Genomic DNA, 17,544 nt, shown 5'->3' with positions numbered 1-17,544 from the left:
AAGGGAGAGTTGTTATGAAAACGCGGTCTAGTCACCCGTTTCATATGTACGATGAAATAATGTTGCAACCCGAGTATTTAAAAAAACTTTTTTTGTCATCTAAATTTCAAAATTACGATGAAATTTTAAATGTATTAAAAAATAGTAAAAGAATTTTTCTTATCGGATGTGGAACTTCTTACCATGTAGCACTGTCTAGTTTTAGTATCAGCCAAATAATTTTTAAAGGAGAAAATAAATTCATTTCCATACCCGCTCGTGAATTAATGTCTCCTAATTTTTCTCTTAACAATGATGATGTGATCATTGCTTTCTCTCATTCCGGAGACACAAAAGCTACTTTTGATTGCATAAAGATGTCTAATAGTAAGGGCTGCAAAACGATCGTATTTACAGGTGATACCGAAAGTAGATGTGCAGGTAGTTCCGATTTTGTATTATCTTATGGATACAAAGAAGATAAATCTCTGGCACATACAATCACATATACACTAAGCACCTTTCTTATGCTAATTATCATGGGTAAGTTAGCGAGACAAATGGGAGATATTGTTACTAATGACATCATTAATTCTGTAGCAATCCAGTTACCTTCACTTTTTGAAAATGTTATTAATCGTAGAAAAGATATTAAGAAGCTCGCTGAAAACATAGTGAGTGAATTCTATGTTATTTGTGGAAATGAGCACACATTAGGTGTAGCATACGAAACTTCTTTAAAGTTTGGTGAAGTTCACTACACCCCTACAACTTATATGGATATAGAGCAAATATTTCATGGACCACTAGTAATGTGTAATAAAGATACTGCAATAATAGTAACGAATAGTAACCTTAATATAGAAGAAAGAATACATGAATTGTTTAGGGCGACCAAAAACATAGGCAGTAAAACAGTCCTTTTTACAACTGACAAAAGCAGCATAAGTAACTGTGATTATGTATTTCATTTACCACATTGCCATGAACTCTTAGTTCCATTACTTTACGCTTTACCAATGCAACTATTAAGTTATTATATCTCTATTAACAAACAACTAAATCCCGATCACATCCGTAGAGATCAATTACCTTACAAAAAGGCGCGTGAAGCCTATGAATAAAAAAATAGTAGTTAAACCTGTTGAACCACTCGAAGTTGCTAAAAGGATATTACAACACAAAACAGGTAGAGAGGTTTTTAGAATTGGTATTAGTGCTAACTTAGGCGGGCATACAAGAGAATTATATTCAGGATTAGGTCTTGCAGTTGAAGAATATTTAAACAAAAAAGAAAGAGAGTACGATATCGAAGTATTGTGGGAACAGAGCTCATTTGCTCATGATTCTACTACAAGGGCTGCAAACCAATTAATTAATAGAGGGGCGGAAGCTGTAATTGGGCATTTAAGTGCAAATCAGTCACTTGCAGCAGCTACTGTATATGCTGATATTGGTGTTCCATTTTTCGCACCTGGTACTACACATCCAGAACTTACAAAACTAGGGTATGACAACATTCTTAGAGTGTGCGGTAGAGATGAAGATATGGCTGATGAAATGATAAATTTAGCCCAAATGTTGGCACCTGGTCATACAGTAAAGATCATTTATCAAGAAAACAATTACGGTAAACAATTATCTACACTACTGAGGAAATCATTAAAAGAAAAAGGGCTTCATTTAGAAAAAGAAATAGTGGCTAATGATCTTGTTTCTTCAGATTTAACCCTTGATGATACCATATTGTTTGCTGGCACTTATGAGGGAGCACTGTTATTAACAGAAAAATTAAAAACAATTAATTTTCAAGGCAGACTTATTTTTGGAGATGATATATTCGTTGTTGATTTCCCATTTATTGTAAGTGAAGGACTGCAGCTATATACAGTATCGACAAAAAAAGAACTTTATGGACTAAATTACGATAAATTCTCTATGAAGTATCGTGAAATAGCATCATTGGACCCTGCTGCTTATTCTGTTACAAGTTATTTAGCAGCTAAAATTCTTCTTAGTAATATTTCAACATTAAAAAAACACGGTTATAAAAAACTTTTGAATGAGTTAAAAAATGGAATTTTAATTGAGAATCTGAAAGAACTTTCTTTCTCCCCCAATGGAGATATTTTAGATTTTTCTTGGGAAAAATACAAGATAAGAGATGGAAAATTTCTAAAAATAGAATAGTGTAAATTTACTTATTATTTCGCCTTCATATTTGCACGGTAATCTAGATTGAAAACACTAACAAAAATCGTTGCACGTTTACATGGAGAAGTGGGCATGGCTTTGTGAAATTTCCTGTTTCGCCTTTCACTCTAAACCCATGTCCGCAGAGGCTCCATGTCAAGCTACTAACAGCCCAATTGTAAATTAATAGTTGTGGATTTGCAGATTTAGTCTGAAATAATGTAAAAAAAACACCTGTTTTTTGCTGGAATAGTGTGCCCTTTACAAGAATAGGAGAGATGGATAATGCCAATTTTATTTTCATTTGGATTAACGTGTAATTTAGATACTGCAAAAAAGGATTTAGAAAAATGGAACAACTATTCTAAAGCCGTTTTAAAAGATCACATTTATACTTTTACTGGTTTCCACCCTGATTTTAATGGAGGTACATCAACTGTTATACACAGGGAGGGTGGAGAAGTTATAGGTGTTGCATTTGATATCAGTGAGGAACAAATCAATCTTATTAAAGATAATGATTACGGTTATGTATTAAAACAAAAAGAAATATTTATTTTAGACAAGAAGGTCTCTGCCTATACTATGGAACCGAAAGTTATAGAAGAATTAATGGTACCATCATTATCTTACTATGAAGGTGTTAAGGAAGCTTTAACACAACACTACCCAAAGGAAATCGTAAATCGATACTTGGATAGGGCTCTAAAACGAACAAAGAAAAAAGGGGTGAACATCCAACGAAATAATCCAGATAGTTACAAACATGAATATGGTTCCTTATTAAGAAGAATATATCCATGGGATATAATCCGTAATTCACCGTTCGGTTCAGGAATTATTGTCGTACCTCCTGGAGAAGCTACTGAACCTCACAATCATGATGAGGAAGAAACTTTCATTATTATAGAGGGTGAAGGAATAATAAATGTTGATGGGGAAACAGAGAAAGTATATCCAGAAGATGTTATTTATTTCGAGCCCTTTTCAGTTCATTCACTTCATAATATTGGAAAAAAGGAACTGAAATTTTTAGCCGTTTGGTGGGGAGCTGTTGGAGTTCAACAATATCAATTAGAAAATAGAAACTGGAGAGATTAAATTGGAGGGAAAAAAATGACTAAAGTATATGTTACTGCCACGCCGCCTACACCCAATGGTGACCTTCATATTGGTCACTTAGCAGGCCCTTACCTTGCAGCAGATGTATATTCAAGGTTCAAAAAGATGCAAGGACATGATGTTTCATATATCACTTATGGTGACGATAACCAAAGCTATGTTTCTACAACAGCCAATAATAAGAAATTAGACCCGGCAGAAATGGTTGAAATAAATAACAATATTATTAAGTCTACTTTACGATCAGCAAATATTGATGTCGATTTATACAAAAACCCATTAGGTAATAATAAACATACTAATTATGTACAAACTTTCTTTTTGGAGCTATATAAAAATGGGAAATTAAAAAAGAAAACGAAAGATATTTTATTTTGTGATGAATGTAATCTATACCTGTACGAATCATTTGTTAAAGGGCTATGTCCATATTGTAAAAGTGAATCATCTGGAAATTTATGTGAAGCTTGTGGCCAAATAAATGACCCTACTGATTTAGTTCATCCAAAATGTAACATATGTAAGTCTGTTCCAGCAGTTACTCAATACACCGGTCTTTTTTTTCCACTTAACAATTATAAAGAAAAATTGCAGGAATTTTACTCATCGAGAACCACTTGGAGGGCTCAATTGACTGAATTTTGCAACTATATCGTTTCGAAAGACATTCCAGACTACCCGGTAACTTATCCTTCGAGTTGGGGTATTCCAGTTCCTATTAGTGAATTTCAGGGACAAGTTATAAATGTATGGTTAGAAATGTATCCCGGTATTTTAGAAAGTATTGAATCTGAAGACATTTATAATGACGAACATCATAATAAAAATAGCAATAGCTTAGTGCAATTTCTCGGCTTTGATAATAGTTTTTTCAATTCTGTATTGCATATAGCAAGTGCATTTGCTATTGGTAGAGATGACTTATTACCAGAGCACATTATTACTAACTATTTCTATTTACTTGATAAACAAAAATTTTCTACCAGTAAAGACCATGCAGTTTGGGGAAGAGATATTCTAAAAGATATTCCCTCAGATAACCTAAGGTTTTATTTATCATTAACAAATCCAGAGCATATGCAAACTAACTTCTCTTTAAAAGATTTTTTTGATAAAAACACTCAAATGGTTAATAAATGGGAAGGGCTCATAAGTAGATATGTTGATATAGTAAATAAAGAATTTAACGGATCAATACCAAAAGATAAGTTAGTACAATATCAAGCATCTTGCTTAATAATGAGAACAAAAAACAATTTAGAAAGATACTATGACTTAAACCAATTTAGTTTACGCAAAGCTGCATTTGAATTAAATGATTATATTGATTCATTAACAAACTATTGGGAGGAGAAAGTTCTTCCAATGCAGAAAAAAGATGATGATTTATACAAACAATATTTATCTGACTTTAGCTATCTATTAACTGCCTTAGCTTTTTTCTCTTTTCCAATAATGCCTACTTTCTCTAAAAAACTAATAAGGAATTTAGGTGCAAAAGATGTAGATTTATCTTGGGATAATATATTAAAAGTCCATACTTGCCCAGAAATCGGAAACGAAAACCAATTCTTTTTCCCAGTACAATCAAGGAGATACCAATGAAAAACATTAAAGTACTGAAATTCGGTGGTACATCGTTACGAACTGCTTCAGATCGAAAAAGCATCATAGAAGTTATTAGTAAAGAAAGAGAAAGAGGATATAATATCATTTTAGTTGTATCAGCAATAGGGAGGCTAGGGGACCCTTATGCAACAGATACACTATTAAAATACATTAAATACAACGAGATATCCTCTAGAGAAACCGCAGTAATTTCATCCTGTGGCGAGATTATTTCAAGTATAGTATTAAGTTCGCACTTAAACGCTCTTGGTTTTAAAGCCGCAGCCTTAACAGGGGCAGAAGCTGGTATAACTACATCTAATGAATATTTAAATGCACAAATTATATCCATTGACAAAAGAAAAATTCAAAACTTACTTAATGAAGGGTATATACCGGTAGTAGCTGGATTTCAAGGACAGTCTACCCGCGGTGATATCACACTTCTTAGCAGAGGGGGAAGTGATGTAACAGCTGCTGCTATTTCCCAAATTTTCGGAGCGCAGCAATTAGATATATATACAGATGTTCCTGGAATCATGACTACAGATCCTAAGATATTAAATTCTGCTAGAACATTAAAATATCTAAACTACAATCAGGCCTTGAAAATCGCCAATAGCGGTGGGAAAGTAATACATCCTGAAGCAATTAGATGGGCTCAAGAAAATAATATACTAATCAAAATTAAAACTTTAAAAAGCTCACAAGAAACAATTATTACTAAAAAAACTAGAAATAATTTAGCGCCAGGCAGTATAATATGCGTTACTACAAATGAAATGGATGAAAAAAGAGAGAAAATAACTATTATAGGTAATAAATTAAATAAAAATAAAGACCTTCAAAGTTATATTTTATACCATGATATGAATATACAATCACTTTCTTTTTTCCCTGATAAAATTGAATTAATATTACCAAAGCAGAGTGTTAAGAAATGTGTCGAAGTGTTTCACAAGAATTTTATCGAAAATGGTTAAAAATAATAAAACAACCCGTACCTCTTTGGTATGGAGTTGTTTTATTATATGCAATTTATTTTTGTGAATTGCAATATTAAATGCCACACATGATGAAATAACTATTGATTAAATAGAGTGGGGTACTCTCTGCGTACCTTTACATGGAGTGGCAGGCATGATACCCTGATCGGTTCACCAGTTTTCTTAAATTTAGCACAGATAAACTAATAATAATGTTGTTATCTTGCTTTTATATTCGGATTAACTTGTAATAAAAAAACTAATCACATAAACTGAATTGTAAATTAACAATTGAAAGGAATATACGTGTCTCAAATTTACTACACTAGTCTTTTAATGAAAAAAGTGATTATTAATGATCGTTCTGAATAACATAAATAAATCTTTAAATGGAGTGTGGTGCATGACTAAGAGAACTATTAATTTATATCAGGGAATAAGCTTATATATAGCTGCTATTCTCGGCTCGGGGGTACTGTTTGTATCTGGTATTACTGCTTCTATAGCTGGACCTGCTTCGATAATATCATGGATCATTGTAATTATATTTAGTTTTCCTTTAGCGTATAGTTTTGCTAGTCTAGCTAGGGATTATCCTGATGCAGGTGGAACAGCAACCTTTGTCAGGAAATCTTTTGGTTATCATTTAGGAAATATTGTTGGTTGGTTTTATTTTGTTACTGCTGCAATTGGCCAAACGATTGTCGCATTAACAGGTGCTTTTTATTTAAGTAGAGCCTTTGACTTTAGCCATTTAGGTGAAGTATACTCAGCTATTCTTATATTAATAATTGCTGGTAGTTTCAATTACTTTGGTCTAGAAGTAAGCGGAAAAGTGGCTTTAATAATTAGTGCGTGTTTATTAGTTATGCTCATGACCACAATTATTGTTGCTTTACCAAGCATTTCTTTAGCCAACTTTCAACCTTTCTTTACTGAAGAGTGGTATTCAATTGGTACAGCAATTACAGTTATATTTTGGGCTTTCTTTGGTTGGGAAGCAATATGTAATTTATCCGCTAGTTTTACAGAACCACACAAGAATATTGTTAAAAGCTCCATTATAAGTGCTTTTATTATTGGTGCTTTATTTTTACTACTTAGCTTTGTTACTATTGGAACTAATACATATGGAAGTATTGAAAGTGATTTTTCTCCCATTGCGATTATTATCCAAGATACGCTAGGTATAGGAGCACAGGGTGTAACCGCTGTATTAGCCTATTTAATTTGTATAGGAACGTCTAATGCATTTATTGCCAGTCTTACACAGTTGGGTTATTCATTGAGCAGAGATAGAGCATTTCCTCAATCATTATCAAAAATTCATCATTCTGGTGTACCGAGAAGGATGGTAATTTTTGCAGTCGGGTTTGCGATAAGCGGAATAATTGCTACAGTCATCTTATCAGCAACATTTAATGACTTACTTTTTATACCTACATCACTTGGATTACTAGTCTATGCTTTAACAATGCTTTCTGGAATTAAACTATTTAAAAAATGGAGTAAGCCATGGGTTTGTTCCTTAATATCATTTGTATTCATTTTATGTGTCATTCCTTTTTTTGAAGTATATTTATTAGTACCTTTATTGGTATTTACCCTTTATTGTATATATATGTTTACTATTCATAAAAGTAAATAACTAAAACTTACATTTGCTTTAATAAAATCTTAAATTCTATTTCTATCTAACTGTCTAGCGCAAGCACACCCCCTCGAGGTCACAACCCAATCCTCCCAGAAAGGCAAAGAACGCTTTCCCGAGAGACTCGTCTTGTGCTATGCCTGTGGGTGAGCAAGTTCTAATCCAAATAAAGAATAACGCAAATACTCTTTATTGTAACTTTACAGTTAGAGATCAATTCAAACCTAGACCTTTTGCTGAATAGAAAAAAATCATGTAAACTACAGATAGACTGTATCCTTAGGATCATTCCTAAGGATTTTTCGGCTGATTAGATATTTAATTAAGGTTTTAATGTTATATAAATTGACTAGCCTTACATGAGGGGGTTCTCCTTTTGTATAAAGTAATGAAGGTGATGAAAGAATGAGCGAATATGAGTGGATATCTACTAGTGCAGAAGAGACGATGAAATTTTCTAAACGGCTCGGAGAACTCATAAAGCCGGGAGATGTTCTTCTTCTTGAGGGAGATTTAGGTGCGGGTAAGACTACTTTTACTAAAGGATTAGCATTAGGTCTTGAAATAAAAAAAACGGTGAATAGCCCTACTTTTACGATTATAAAAGAATACCATGGAAGAATGCCTTTATATCATATGGATGTGTACCGTGTACAGGATTCTTATGAGGATTTAGGTTTTGATGAGTATTTTGAAGGCGAAGGCGTCACAGTGGTTGAATGGGCACACCTGATAGAAGAGCAGCTGCCTGAAGAACGAATGGAAATTTATATATATCATAGTAGTGAAAATGAGAGAAAGATCTGTTTGAAACCTAAGGGTGAAAGATATGTATCGGTTTGTAAGGAGTTATTAAAATGAAGATACTCGCGATTGATACGTCCAATTATACATTAGGCATCGCTCTGATTGATGATGATCGTGTAATTGGCGAATATATAACGAATATAAAGAAGAATCATTCCATTCGGGTGATGCCGGCGATTGAAACATTAATGAAGGATTGTGATATGATTTCGTCTGATCTAGATAAAATCGTCGTTGCTGAAGGACCTGGCTCTTATACAGGTGTGAGAATCGGTGTAACTATTGCTAAGACGCTTGCATGGACATTAAATATTCCATTAGCAGGTGTTTCTAGTTTAGCTGTTGTGGCAGCTTCTGCAGGACATTATTTTGATGGAATAATCTCTCCGTTATTTGATGCAAGAAGAGGTCAAATCTATACTGGATTATATAAATATGATAATGGGCGATTAATAGTAGATAAACAAGATCATCTTCTTTTAGCTAAAGATTGGGTAGCAGCCTTAAAGGTACGACAAGAAAGGGTTCTATTTGTCGGGAATGACCTGCCGATTCATGATGCTGTCATCAAGGAAGCATTAGGCGATCAGGCTGTTTTAGCCAAACTGACCGAGCAAAATCCTCGCCCAGCTGAGCTTGCTTTTTTAGGACGTGATAAAGAACCTGTGGATATCCACTCTTTTGTTCCTAATTATATTCGGTTAGCAGAAGCAGAATCAAAATGGCTAGAAGCGAATAAAGGGAAGAATGATTGACATGAATAATGCCAATATGAATGAATCCATTACATTTCGGTTAATGAAAGAGCAAGACATAGATGATGTACTGAAGGTCGAGCATGAGTCTTTCTCTGTACCATGGAGCAGGGAAGCTTTTTATAATGAAATTACAAAGAATCAATTTGCTGCGTATATTGTGATTGAGGAAAATGGACAGGTCATTGGATATAGCGGAACATGGGTTGTGACGGATGAAGCACATGTCACCAATGTAGCTATTCTTCCTCAATATCGTGGGCGTAAGCTTGGTGAGGCAATGATGAAAAAGCTGATGGAAATCGCTTCAGAGCTTGGTGCAAAAACGATGACATTGGAAGTGCGTCTATCCAATGAAGTCGCACGAAAATTATATCGCAAATTAGGTTTTCAAGACGGCGGTATTAGAAAGAATTATTATACTGACAATCAAGAGGATGCTTTAATAATGTGGGTGAATTTATAATGGATAAACATCAGTTTATTATGGGTATAGAAACGAGTTGTGATGAAACGGCTGTAGCCATTGTTAAAAACGGAAGAGAAGTGGTTGCGAATGTCGTTGCTTCACAAATTGAAAGTCATAAACGTTTTGGCGGAGTTGTTCCTGAAATCGCTTCTAGGCATCATGTGGAACAGATGACGATTGTGCTTGAGGAAGCGTTAAATGAAGCGGATATTGAGATGAAAGATATTTCTGCGGTGGCAGTAACTGAGGGTCCTGGCTTAGTGGGCGCATTGCTTGTCGGGGTAAATGCGGCAAAAGCAATTTCCTTTGCACATGGTATTCCACTTGTAGGCGTTCATCATATTGCCGGGCATATTTATGCTAACCGACTTGTAACTGAGATGGTATTTCCTGCAATGTCACTCGTCGTTTCGGGAGGTCATACAGAGCTGGTGTATATGAAAGAGCACGGACATTTTGAAGTGATCGGCGAAACGCGGGACGATGCTGCTGGTGAGGCCTATGATAAGGTTGCGAGAACGCTTCATTTACCTTATCCGGGAGGTCCGCACATTGACAGGCTCGCTCATGAAGGAGAGCCGTCGATTAAACTCCCACGGGCATGGCTGGAGGATGGGTCATATGATTTTAGCTTCAGCGGCTTAAAATCAGCAGTTATTAACACTGTCCACAACACTGAACAACGTGGTGAAAGTATTCGCCCTGAAGATCTGGCAGCAAGCTTTCAAGATAGTGTGATTGATGTATTGGTGACGAAAACAGTCAATGCAGTGAAGGAATATAAGGTAAAGCAATTGCTGCTTGCAGGTGGAGTTGCGGCGAATAAAGGGCTGCGCAGTGCTTTAGAAGAGGCATTTAATGAAAATAAAGAAATTGAGCTAGTGATTCCGCCGCTTAATCTTTGTACAGACAATGCAGCAATGATTGCAGCTGCTGGTGCGATTATGTTCAATAAAGGTGTCCGTTCAGATTTGGCGTTGAATGCAAATCCAGGTTTGGATATAGCTATCCACAATAATATATAAGCTAAATTGGCCCCTTGCATGAGGGGCCTATAAATTTGTGGATAAAATTAAATTTTCAGAAGTTTTTGTTGATAAGTGGGATAATTATTGTGGATAATGTGGAAAAGTCTGTTGAAATCAGTTATTTATTGATTTTTTATGTGAATAGAGTTGTGGATAAAGGTAATATAAAACCGGGAGAAACATTCTCCCGGCTATACTTTATCCCCAAGCTCAGTCCATTCTTCAATCAGCTGGTCGAGCTTTAATTTCAGTTCATTATTTTCTGTTGTTATATTAAGCACTTTCTCATGGTCTTGAAAAATATCAGGGTCACAAAGGAGTGTGTCCATTTCATCTATTTTTCCTTCAAGATCTTCAATTTGTGCTTCAATTTCCTCAAGCCTTCTCTTTCTTTGCCGTTCTAATTTTTTAGCTTCCTTATCTTGTTGATAATTTAGCTTCTCTAGCTTTTGTGGCTGAGTTTGTACAATGTCAGGCGATTCTAGTGCATCCAGCTCTTCCTGTTCCAGCTTTTTATCCACATAATAGTCGTAATCACCAAGATATTCGGTGGCTCCATCTGTTGATAACTCAATAACCTTTGTTGTAATTCTGTTAATAAAATAACGGTCATGGGAAACAAATAACAATGTCCCAGGATAATCGATTAACGCATTTTCTAATATCTCTTTACTGTCTAAATCGAGATGATTGGTCGGCTCATCAAGTATGAGCACATTTGCCTTTTGCATCATTAGCTTCGCTAGAGCAAGTCTTGCCTTTTCTCCGCCGCTAAGCGTGGATACGATTTTTAGCACATCGTCTCCTGAGAATAAAAAATTGCCGAGTACTGTGCGTATATCTTTTTCTGGCATCAAGGGATAGTCATCCCACAGCTCATTTAAAACCTGTTTATTAGAGGTCAGGTCTGCTTGCTGCTGATCATAATAACCAATGGTGACATTGGAACCGAAGCTATAATCACCAGCGATTGCCGGGAGCTTGTCCACTAATGTTTTGAGTAAAGTTGATTTGCCGATTCCGTTAGGGCCGACGAGTGCGATGCTGTCTCCACGAGAAATGCGGAAGGAAATGTTTTCTGATACTTTCTGTCCTTCATATCCAACAGCAAGGGAGCTTACAGATAGTACATCATTTCCTGATTGTTTTTCAATTTGAAAACCAAAGGTAGCTGATTTTTCATCGCCGAGTGGACGATCGATTCTCTCTATCCTTTCGAGCTGCTTTCTGCGGCTTTGCGCACGTTTCGTTGTTGATGCTCGTGCAAGGTTTCTTTGTACAAAGTCTTCAAGCTTTGCGATTTCTTCCTGCTGCTTTTCATATTGTTTCATCTCACGCTCATAGTTAGCAGCCTTTTGATCTAAGTAATGGCTATAATTTCCCGAATATCGCTTCATATGATTTCTTGTGATTTCATATACTTGGTTCACAACTTTATCAAGGAAGTACCGGTCATGCGAAACAATTAAAATCGCGCCGTCATAGCTTTGAAGATATTGTTCAAGCCATGAGAGCGTTTCAATATCCAAATGGTTGGTTGGCTCATCCAATATGAGTAAATCAGGCTTGCGCAGCAACAGCTTTGCTAGCGCCAGCCTTGTTTTTTGTCCGCCGCTTAAAGCCGCTATTTTTGTATCATAACTGAATGATTGAAAGTTTAATCCATGCAAAACAGAGCGAATGTCAGCTTCATATTGATAACCGCCTTGTTCTTTAAAGCTGACTTGCAACCTATCATAGTTTTTCAATATGCGCTCGTACTCTTGCGGCTGATCCATTATTTGCGGATCACCCATTTTTTCTTCAAGTGCACGCAGTTCTTTTTCCTGCTGTTGTAAATAGCTAAAAACAGTTAGCATTTCATCCCAAATGGATAATTCAGATTCAAGTCCTGTATTTTGTGCGAGATAGCCTATCTGCGTTTCTTTAGATTTGATCATCTCACCGGAATCATAGGACATATGACCGGCAATCATTTTAAGCAATGTCGATTTCCCAGCCCCGTTGCGTCCAACGAGTGCAATCCGGTCGCGCGTTTGAACTTCCAGTTTAATATTCGTTAAAATAGGGTCAGCACCGAAACTTTTCGACAGCTGATTCACCTGCAATAAAATCATCTTTTTCACCTCTATATATAGAGATAGTGTAACCTATTCACAATGTGTTCGGCAATAAAGGCAGTGTTGTTAAAAATAAATAAACCTACTTACCAGAGGAATCAAAATAGTGTATCATTTTGTAGAGAGGTGTTAGTAAATGGCAGAATTAACGCATTTTAATGAAGAGGGCAGAGCCAAAATGGTGGATATTAGCGATAAGCCTGAAACAGCCAGAACGGCAATTGCACATTCCAGCATAGTAGTGAGTCATGAAATATATGAAAAAGTGACTTCGAATTCAATGAAAAAGGGAGATGTACTTGCTGTTGCGCAAGTTGCCGGGATAATGGCATGCAAGAAAACAGCAGATATTATTCCGATGTGCCATCCGATCCCGTTAAACGGTGTGGACATTTCTTTTTCATGGGAGAAGAATGAAGACGATACTTATAAATTATTAATTGATTGCACTGCCAAGACAAAAGGCCATACAGGCGTAGAAATGGAAGCGCTGACAGCGGCTTCAGTTACTGCTTTAACAGTTTATGATATGTGTAAAGCTGTAGATAAAGGCATGGTAATTGGCCCGACGTATTTAGTTGAAAAAACTGGCGGCAAAAACGGTGATTTTAAAAGGGATTGAACTCTTTTAAATCCTAGGAATGGAGTTGAGTAAATGCCCAACGAATCGGTGAAGATCCCTCAAGCAACAGCCAAAAGATTGCCATTGTATTATCGTTTTTTAAAAAATTTACATGCGTCCGGCAAGCAGAGAGTTTCATCAGCAGAATTAAGCGAAGCCGTGAAAGTCGATTCCGCTACAATCCGCCGAGATTTTTCCTATTTTGGTGCATTAGGCAAAAAAGGATACGGATACAATGTGAATTATTTGCTTGGCTTTTTCAGAAAAACATTAGATCAGGATGAAGTGACAAAAGTTGCTCTCATAGGTGTTGGTAACTTAGGTACTGCGTTTTTAAATTACAATTTTTTAAAAAATAATAATACAAAAATCGAAGTAGCCTTTGATGTTTCGGATAAGGTAGGGACAAAAATCGGAAAAGTCCCTGTATATCATATGGATGATCTCGAACAGCTCATTGAGGAAAATGATATTCAAGTGGTCATTCTAACTGTTCCAGCTTCGGTGGCCCAAACAATTACAGACCGGATTAACAAAGGCAAAGTGAAGGGCATTCTAAACTTCACACCGGCAAGACTGTCCGTACCTTCTCATATAAGGGTACATCATATTGATCTAGCTGTAGAATTGCAATCATTAGTATATTTCTTAAAGCATTATCCTTCGAAAGATCAATAAATATATCCGTAATGAAAAACAGTGGAGAGGAACAGTAAATGTTTTGTCTTGGCTGTTTTTTTTTATTGTGTTTTCGAGATCATGTGGCAATTTGCATTAAAAGCAGAGAAGCTGTCATTACAAAGAGCCTATCAGTGAGAAAAGCAGAGTTCCTGTTATTTTAAAGACCCAATAAATTAACAATGGCTGTAAAAATAAGTGCCATCCATTCAACAGCAAAGAGCTGTACAAAAAAGACCCAAAAAGAGCTGCCTCTTTTTGAGTCCATGATATCATTTCTTTTCCTGCATTTTTTTCATTCTAAAATGAAGCCCGATCATCTTGATGCCTCCGCCGATATCAAAGGTGGCGATGATGAGGAGCAAGTAAGTGAAAAATCCCCATTCGCCGTTGATTTGCAGGTTCAGGATGGCGAAGTAGATAAAGATGATGCCAAACAGCAAATAAAAGATGCCGCTAAACAAAGGTATTCTTCTCATAGTAGTCCCCTAACAATCATTTGCACCGTTTCCATTTCTTTAAGCCATTTCTCTAAGTTCTCTATATTTAACTGGATAATGACGACTGTTGTATTCATGACTACGTGAGCGAAGATCGGTACGAGAATCCGCTTTGTTTTTACATAAAGGAACGCAAATGTAAAGCCCATTGCCGCATATAAAATCAAATGCTCGATTTCTCCATGTGCTAAAGAGAATATCAACGAGCTAATCAGTGCTGACAAGAAGAAGTTTAGGCGCTTATGGAGAGAACCGAAAATGATCTTTCTAAAAATAATCTCTTCTAAAATCGGTCCAATAATCGAAACAACTAGAATGACGATCGCTGATGTTTCAATTAAGCTCATAATTTGCTGTGTATTTTCGGAGCCCATGTCAATACCGAGCATCATTTCGATTTGGGCTGCAACCGATTGTGCAATAAAAGCGAGCGGAATTCCGGCAATCGCCCATGCAATGGATGCACCTGCTGGCGCTTTATCTCTATCTAAGCTGGCATTTTTCTCATTTCTAAGCAGCCATAATGTAATAATTAAAGTGACGGAGAAGCTAAGAATAATCCAAAGCGACGGAGCCATCATTGCAGTCTCTTGAAAATCCTTCCCTAGCGAATCACCAATAAATAGAATAAGCGGAATACCGACTATCCCTGATAACTGCATTGCTATATAAATAATTAATATAAGCCAATACTCTTTTTTCAAATTAAATGTCCCCTATTCCTTAGAGAGTTGCACTAACATACATTTTACTAATAAATAGCCTCTAGATTCAAATAGTATAACTGAAAAAGCGTGAATAAAAAGGAATCCAACTGTATAGAATGTTGGGGTTGGCTTATTTGCAGTTGATCGTTTTTATTTTTCTCGTAAAAATTAAAGGTTGATGCTTGCAAAAGTTAACAGGATTTATTAATATAAAAGATGTGTTAGCACTCAAGTCAAGAGAGTGCTAATAAAAATAATTTAAATGGATTGAGGAGGTTGTTTCACTTGTTGAAGCCACTAGGTGATCGAATTATTATTGAGCTTGTTGAAACAGAAGAAAAAACTGCAAGCGGTATCGTACTACCGGATAGTGCTAAAGAAAAGCCTCAAGAAGGTAAAGTAGTTGCAGCAGGTACAGGACGTATTCTTGAAAGTGGAGAACGTGTTGCATTAGAGGTTGCTGAAGGTGACCATATTATCTTCTCAAAATATGCTGGTACAGAAGTTAAATACCAAGATAAAGAATACTTAATCTTACGTGAAAACGACATTCTTGCTGTCATTGGCTAATTGCTGACAGCTATATACTTATACAAAAATAGTTTGATAATTATAGAGGAGGTACTAAACAATGGCTAAAGATATTAAATTTAGTGAAGAAGCACGCCGTTCTATGCTTCGCGGTGTAGATACTCTAGCAGATGCTGTAAAAGTTACTCTTGGACCTAAAGGACGCAACGTGGTTCTTGAGAAAAAATTCGGTTCTCCATTAATTACAAATGATGGTGTAACAATTGCGAAAGAAATCGAACTTGAAGATGCTTTCGAAAACATGGGTGCAAAGCTTGTTGCTGAAGTAGCAAGCAAAACAAACGATGTAGCAGGTGACGGTACAACAACTGCAACTGTACTTGCTCAAGCGATGATTCGTGAAGGACTTAAAAACGTAACTGCTGGTGCAAACCCAATGGGTATCCGCAAAGGAATCGAAAAAGCGGTTGTTACAGCTGTTGAAGAATTAAAAGCGATCTCTAAACCAATTGAAGGCAAAGAGTCTATCGCACAAGTTGCGTCTATCTCTGCAGCTGATGAGGAAGTTGGTCAATTAATCGCTGAAGCAATGGAGCGCGTTGGCAACGACGGCGTTATCACAATTGAAGAGTCTAAAGGTTTCACAACTGAGATGGATATCGTTGAAGGTATGCAATTCGACCGTGGATACAGCTCTGCATACATGGTAACTGATACAGATAAAATGGAAGCAGTTTTAGAAAATCCATATATCTTAATCACTGACAAAAAAATCTCAAGCATTCAAGAAGTATTGCCAGTTCTTGAGCAAGTGGTTCAACAAGGCAAGCCATTATTGCTTATCGCTGAAGATGTTGAAGGTGAAGCACTTTCTACATTAGTAGTGAACAAACTGCGCGGAACATTCAATGCAGTAGCTGTTAAAGCTCCTGGATTCGGTGACCGTCGTAAAGCAATGCTTGAAGATATCGCAATTTTAACTGGCGGTGAAGTCATCACTGAAGAGCTTGGCCGTGACCTTAAAACTGCAACAATCGACTCTTTAGGACGCGCTTCTAAAGTTGTAGTGACAAAAGAAAATACGACAATCGTTGAAGGTGCTGGAGACAGCGCGCAAATCTCTGCACGCGTGAACCAAATCCGCAAACAAATGGATGAAACGACTTCTGAGTTCGATCGTGAAAAACTACAAGAGCGCCTAGCTAAATTAGCTGGCGGTGTAGCAGTAGTTAAAGTTGGTGCCGCTACTGAAACTGAACTTAAAGAACGCAAACTACGCATTGAAGATGCCCTAAACTCTACACGCGCTGCTGTAGAAGAAGGAATGGTATCTGGCGGTGGAGTTGCCCTTCTTAACGTATACAACAAAGTTGCTGAATTACAAGAAGAAGGCGATGTTCAAACGGGTATCAACATTGTATTACGTGCAATGGAAGAACCAGTACGTACAATCGCTCACAACGCAGGCTTAGAAGGATCTATCATCGTAGATCGCCTAAAACGCGAAGCAGTAGGAACTGGATTCAACGCTGCAACTGGCGAATGGGTAAACATGATCGACGCTGGTATCGTTGACCCTGCAAAAGTAACACGCTCAGCTCTACAAAACGCTGGCTCAGTCGCTGCCATGTTCCTAACAACAGAAGCAGTCGTAGCTGACAAACCAGAAGAAAACGCACCTGCAATGCCTGACATGGGCGGCATGGGTGGAATGGGCGGCATGATGTAATTTAGCTTTTAAAAGCTTGTTATATCAACGTTCAAAGCTCGGCACCCGTAAAAAGGTGC

At 36.7% G+C, this 17,544-nt stretch carries 17 protein-coding genes; 14 read left to right on the top strand and 3 right to left on the bottom strand.

Going from position 1 to position 17,544, the window contains the following annotated elements; genetic code table 11:
• The first annotated feature begins 14 nt into the window (after positions 1-14).
• The 10 genes from CWS20_RS20370 to tsaD all read left to right on the top strand — a co-directional run bounded on the left by CWS20_RS20370 (position 15) and on the right by tsaD (position 10,595).
• Positions 15-1,103: an SIS domain-containing protein gene (locus CWS20_RS20370; protein WP_066192997.1), complete on the top strand. Its 1,089-nt coding sequence runs from the start codon at positions 15-17 to the stop codon at positions 1,101-1,103.
• A complete protein-coding gene (locus tag CWS20_RS20365) occupies positions 1,096-2,169 on the top strand; it encodes an ABC transporter substrate-binding protein (protein WP_066192999.1) in 1,074 nt (357 codons plus the stop codon). Before CWS20_RS20370 ends, CWS20_RS20365 begins: the two co-directional genes overlap by 8 nt.
• Positions 2,170-2,457: 288 nt before the next feature.
• Positions 2,458-3,273 (top strand): cupin domain-containing protein, encoded by an 816-nt coding sequence (locus tag CWS20_RS20360; RefSeq protein WP_083957237.1) that lies wholly within the window; start codon positions 2,458-2,460, stop codon positions 3,271-3,273.
• Positions 3,274-3,288: 15 nt separating this feature from the next.
• Positions 3,289-4,899, top strand: a complete 1,611-nt coding sequence (locus CWS20_RS20355) for a class I tRNA ligase family protein (RefSeq protein WP_066193003.1) — start codon at positions 3,289-3,291, stop codon at positions 4,897-4,899.
• Entirely contained in the window at positions 4,896-5,885 is a 990-nt protein-coding gene (locus tag CWS20_RS20350) for an amino acid kinase family protein (protein ID WP_066193005.1), read from the top strand. The genes CWS20_RS20355 and CWS20_RS20350 overlap by 4 nt, the downstream gene beginning before the upstream one ends.
• Before the next feature lie 406 nt (positions 5,886-6,291).
• Positions 6,292-7,536, top strand: coding sequence for an APC family permease (locus tag CWS20_RS20345; protein WP_066193007.1), 1,245 nt, complete (start codon positions 6,292-6,294; stop codon positions 7,534-7,536).
• 408 nt (positions 7,537-7,944) lie between these two features.
• Entirely contained in the window at positions 7,945-8,400 is a 456-nt protein-coding gene (gene tsaE / locus CWS20_RS20340; RefSeq protein WP_066193009.1) for a tRNA (adenosine(37)-N6)-threonylcarbamoyltransferase complex ATPase subunit type 1 TsaE, read from the top strand.
• Positions 8,397-9,101, top strand: coding sequence for a tRNA (adenosine(37)-N6)-threonylcarbamoyltransferase complex dimerization subunit type 1 TsaB (tsaB, locus tag CWS20_RS20335; RefSeq protein WP_066193011.1), 705 nt, complete (start codon positions 8,397-8,399; stop codon positions 9,099-9,101). Before tsaE ends, tsaB begins: the two co-directional genes overlap by 4 nt.
• Before the next feature lie 16 nt (positions 9,102-9,117).
• On the top strand, positions 9,118-9,567 hold the full coding sequence (gene rimI, locus CWS20_RS20330) for a ribosomal protein S18-alanine N-acetyltransferase (protein WP_066194237.1): 450 nt from the start codon (positions 9,118-9,120) through the stop codon (positions 9,565-9,567).
• On the top strand, positions 9,567-10,595 hold the full coding sequence (gene tsaD, locus CWS20_RS20325; protein WP_066193013.1) for a tRNA (adenosine(37)-N6)-threonylcarbamoyltransferase complex transferase subunit TsaD: 1,029 nt from the start codon (positions 9,567-9,569) through the stop codon (positions 10,593-10,595). Before rimI ends, tsaD begins: the two co-directional genes overlap by 1 nt.
• Positions 10,596-10,789: 194 nt before the next feature.
• Here the strand turns inward: tsaD and CWS20_RS20320 are convergent, their stop codons facing one another.
• Positions 10,790-12,715 carry an ABC-F family ATP-binding cassette domain-containing protein gene (locus CWS20_RS20320; protein WP_066193014.1) on the bottom strand — a complete coding sequence of 642 codons (1,926 nt, stop codon included), beginning with the start codon at positions 12,713-12,715 and terminating at the stop codon, positions 10,790-10,792.
• Between the two features lie 139 nt (positions 12,716-12,854).
• Between CWS20_RS20320 and moaC the strand changes: the two genes are divergently transcribed.
• Both moaC and CWS20_RS20310 read left to right on the top strand, forming a co-directional pair.
• The gene (gene moaC / locus CWS20_RS20315) at positions 12,855-13,340 is read left to right on the top strand and encodes a cyclic pyranopterin monophosphate synthase MoaC (RefSeq protein WP_066193017.1); all 486 of its coding nucleotides are present in this window, start codon (positions 12,855-12,857) and stop codon (positions 13,338-13,340) included.
• A gap of 33 nt (positions 13,341-13,373) precedes the next feature.
• Positions 13,374-14,018, top strand: coding sequence for a redox-sensing transcriptional repressor Rex (locus CWS20_RS20310; protein WP_066193019.1), 645 nt, complete (start codon positions 13,374-13,376; stop codon positions 14,016-14,018).
• Positions 14,019-14,290: 272 nt separating this feature from the next.
• On the opposite strand, the gene CWS20_RS20305 is transcribed toward CWS20_RS20310, so the two are convergent.
• Together CWS20_RS20305 and CWS20_RS20300 are read right to left on the bottom strand one after the other, a co-directional pair.
• A complete protein-coding gene (locus tag CWS20_RS20305; RefSeq protein ID WP_066193021.1) occupies positions 14,291-14,497 on the bottom strand; it encodes a DUF4305 domain-containing protein in 207 nt (68 codons plus the stop codon).
• On the bottom strand, positions 14,494-15,222 hold the full coding sequence (locus CWS20_RS20300; RefSeq protein ID WP_066193023.1) for a CPBP family intramembrane glutamic endopeptidase: 729 nt from the start codon (positions 15,220-15,222) through the stop codon (positions 14,494-14,496). Before CWS20_RS20300 ends, CWS20_RS20305 begins: the two co-directional genes overlap by 4 nt.
• Before the next feature lie 288 nt (positions 15,223-15,510).
• Between CWS20_RS20300 and groES the strand changes: the two genes are divergently transcribed.
• Positions 15,511-15,795, top strand: coding sequence for a co-chaperone GroES (groES, locus tag CWS20_RS20295; protein ID WP_066193025.1), 285 nt, complete (start codon positions 15,511-15,513; stop codon positions 15,793-15,795).
• A 61-nt stretch (positions 15,796-15,856) separates the two neighbouring features.
• The gene (gene groL, locus CWS20_RS20290) at positions 15,857-17,485 is read left to right on the top strand and encodes a chaperonin GroEL (RefSeq protein ID WP_066193027.1); all 1,629 of its coding nucleotides are present in this window, start codon (positions 15,857-15,859) and stop codon (positions 17,483-17,485) included.
• Positions 17,486-17,544: the final 59 nt, after the last annotated feature.

The organism is Cytobacillus horneckiae, from assembly GCF_002835735.1.
In the GTDB taxonomy this organism is placed as follows: Bacteria; Bacillota; Bacilli; order Bacillales; family Cytobacillaceae; genus Cytobacillus; species Cytobacillus horneckiae.
The sequence above is the reverse complement of the archived record's forward strand: the minus strand, read 5'-3'. Positions and strand labels throughout refer to the sequence as shown.

Coding starts and splice junctions, on each gene's coding strand:
- CWS20_RS20370 (WP_066192997.1), top strand. CDS start 15: ATGAAAACGCGGTCTAGTCACCCGTTTCATATGTACGATGAAATAATG.
- CWS20_RS20365 (WP_066192999.1), top strand. CDS start 1,096: ATGAATAAAAAAATAGTAGTTAAACCTGTTGAACCACTCGAAGTTGCT.
- CWS20_RS20360 (WP_083957237.1), top strand. CDS start 2,458: ATGCCAATTTTATTTTCATTTGGATTAACGTGTAATTTAGATACTGCA.
- CWS20_RS20355 (WP_066193003.1), top strand. CDS start 3,289: ATGACTAAAGTATATGTTACTGCCACGCCGCCTACACCCAATGGTGAC.
- CWS20_RS20350 (WP_066193005.1), top strand. CDS start 4,896: ATGAAAAACATTAAAGTACTGAAATTCGGTGGTACATCGTTACGAACT.
- CWS20_RS20345 (WP_066193007.1), top strand. CDS start 6,292: ATGACTAAGAGAACTATTAATTTATATCAGGGAATAAGCTTATATATA.
- tsaE (WP_066193009.1), top strand. CDS start 7,945: ATGAGCGAATATGAGTGGATATCTACTAGTGCAGAAGAGACGATGAAA.
- tsaB (WP_066193011.1), top strand. CDS start 8,397: ATGAAGATACTCGCGATTGATACGTCCAATTATACATTAGGCATCGCT.
- rimI (WP_066194237.1), top strand. CDS start 9,118: ATGAATGAATCCATTACATTTCGGTTAATGAAAGAGCAAGACATAGAT.
- tsaD (WP_066193013.1), top strand. CDS start 9,567: ATGGATAAACATCAGTTTATTATGGGTATAGAAACGAGTTGTGATGAA.
- CWS20_RS20320 (WP_066193014.1), bottom strand. CDS start 12,715: ATGATTTTATTGCAGGTGAATCAGCTGTCGAAAAGTTTCGGTGCTGAC.
- moaC (WP_066193017.1), top strand. CDS start 12,855: ATGGCAGAATTAACGCATTTTAATGAAGAGGGCAGAGCCAAAATGGTG.
- CWS20_RS20310 (WP_066193019.1), top strand. CDS start 13,374: ATGCCCAACGAATCGGTGAAGATCCCTCAAGCAACAGCCAAAAGATTG.
- CWS20_RS20305 (WP_066193021.1), bottom strand. CDS start 14,497: ATGAGAAGAATACCTTTGTTTAGCGGCATCTTTTATTTGCTGTTTGGC.
- groL (WP_066193027.1), top strand. CDS start 15,857: ATGGCTAAAGATATTAAATTTAGTGAAGAAGCACGCCGTTCTATGCTT.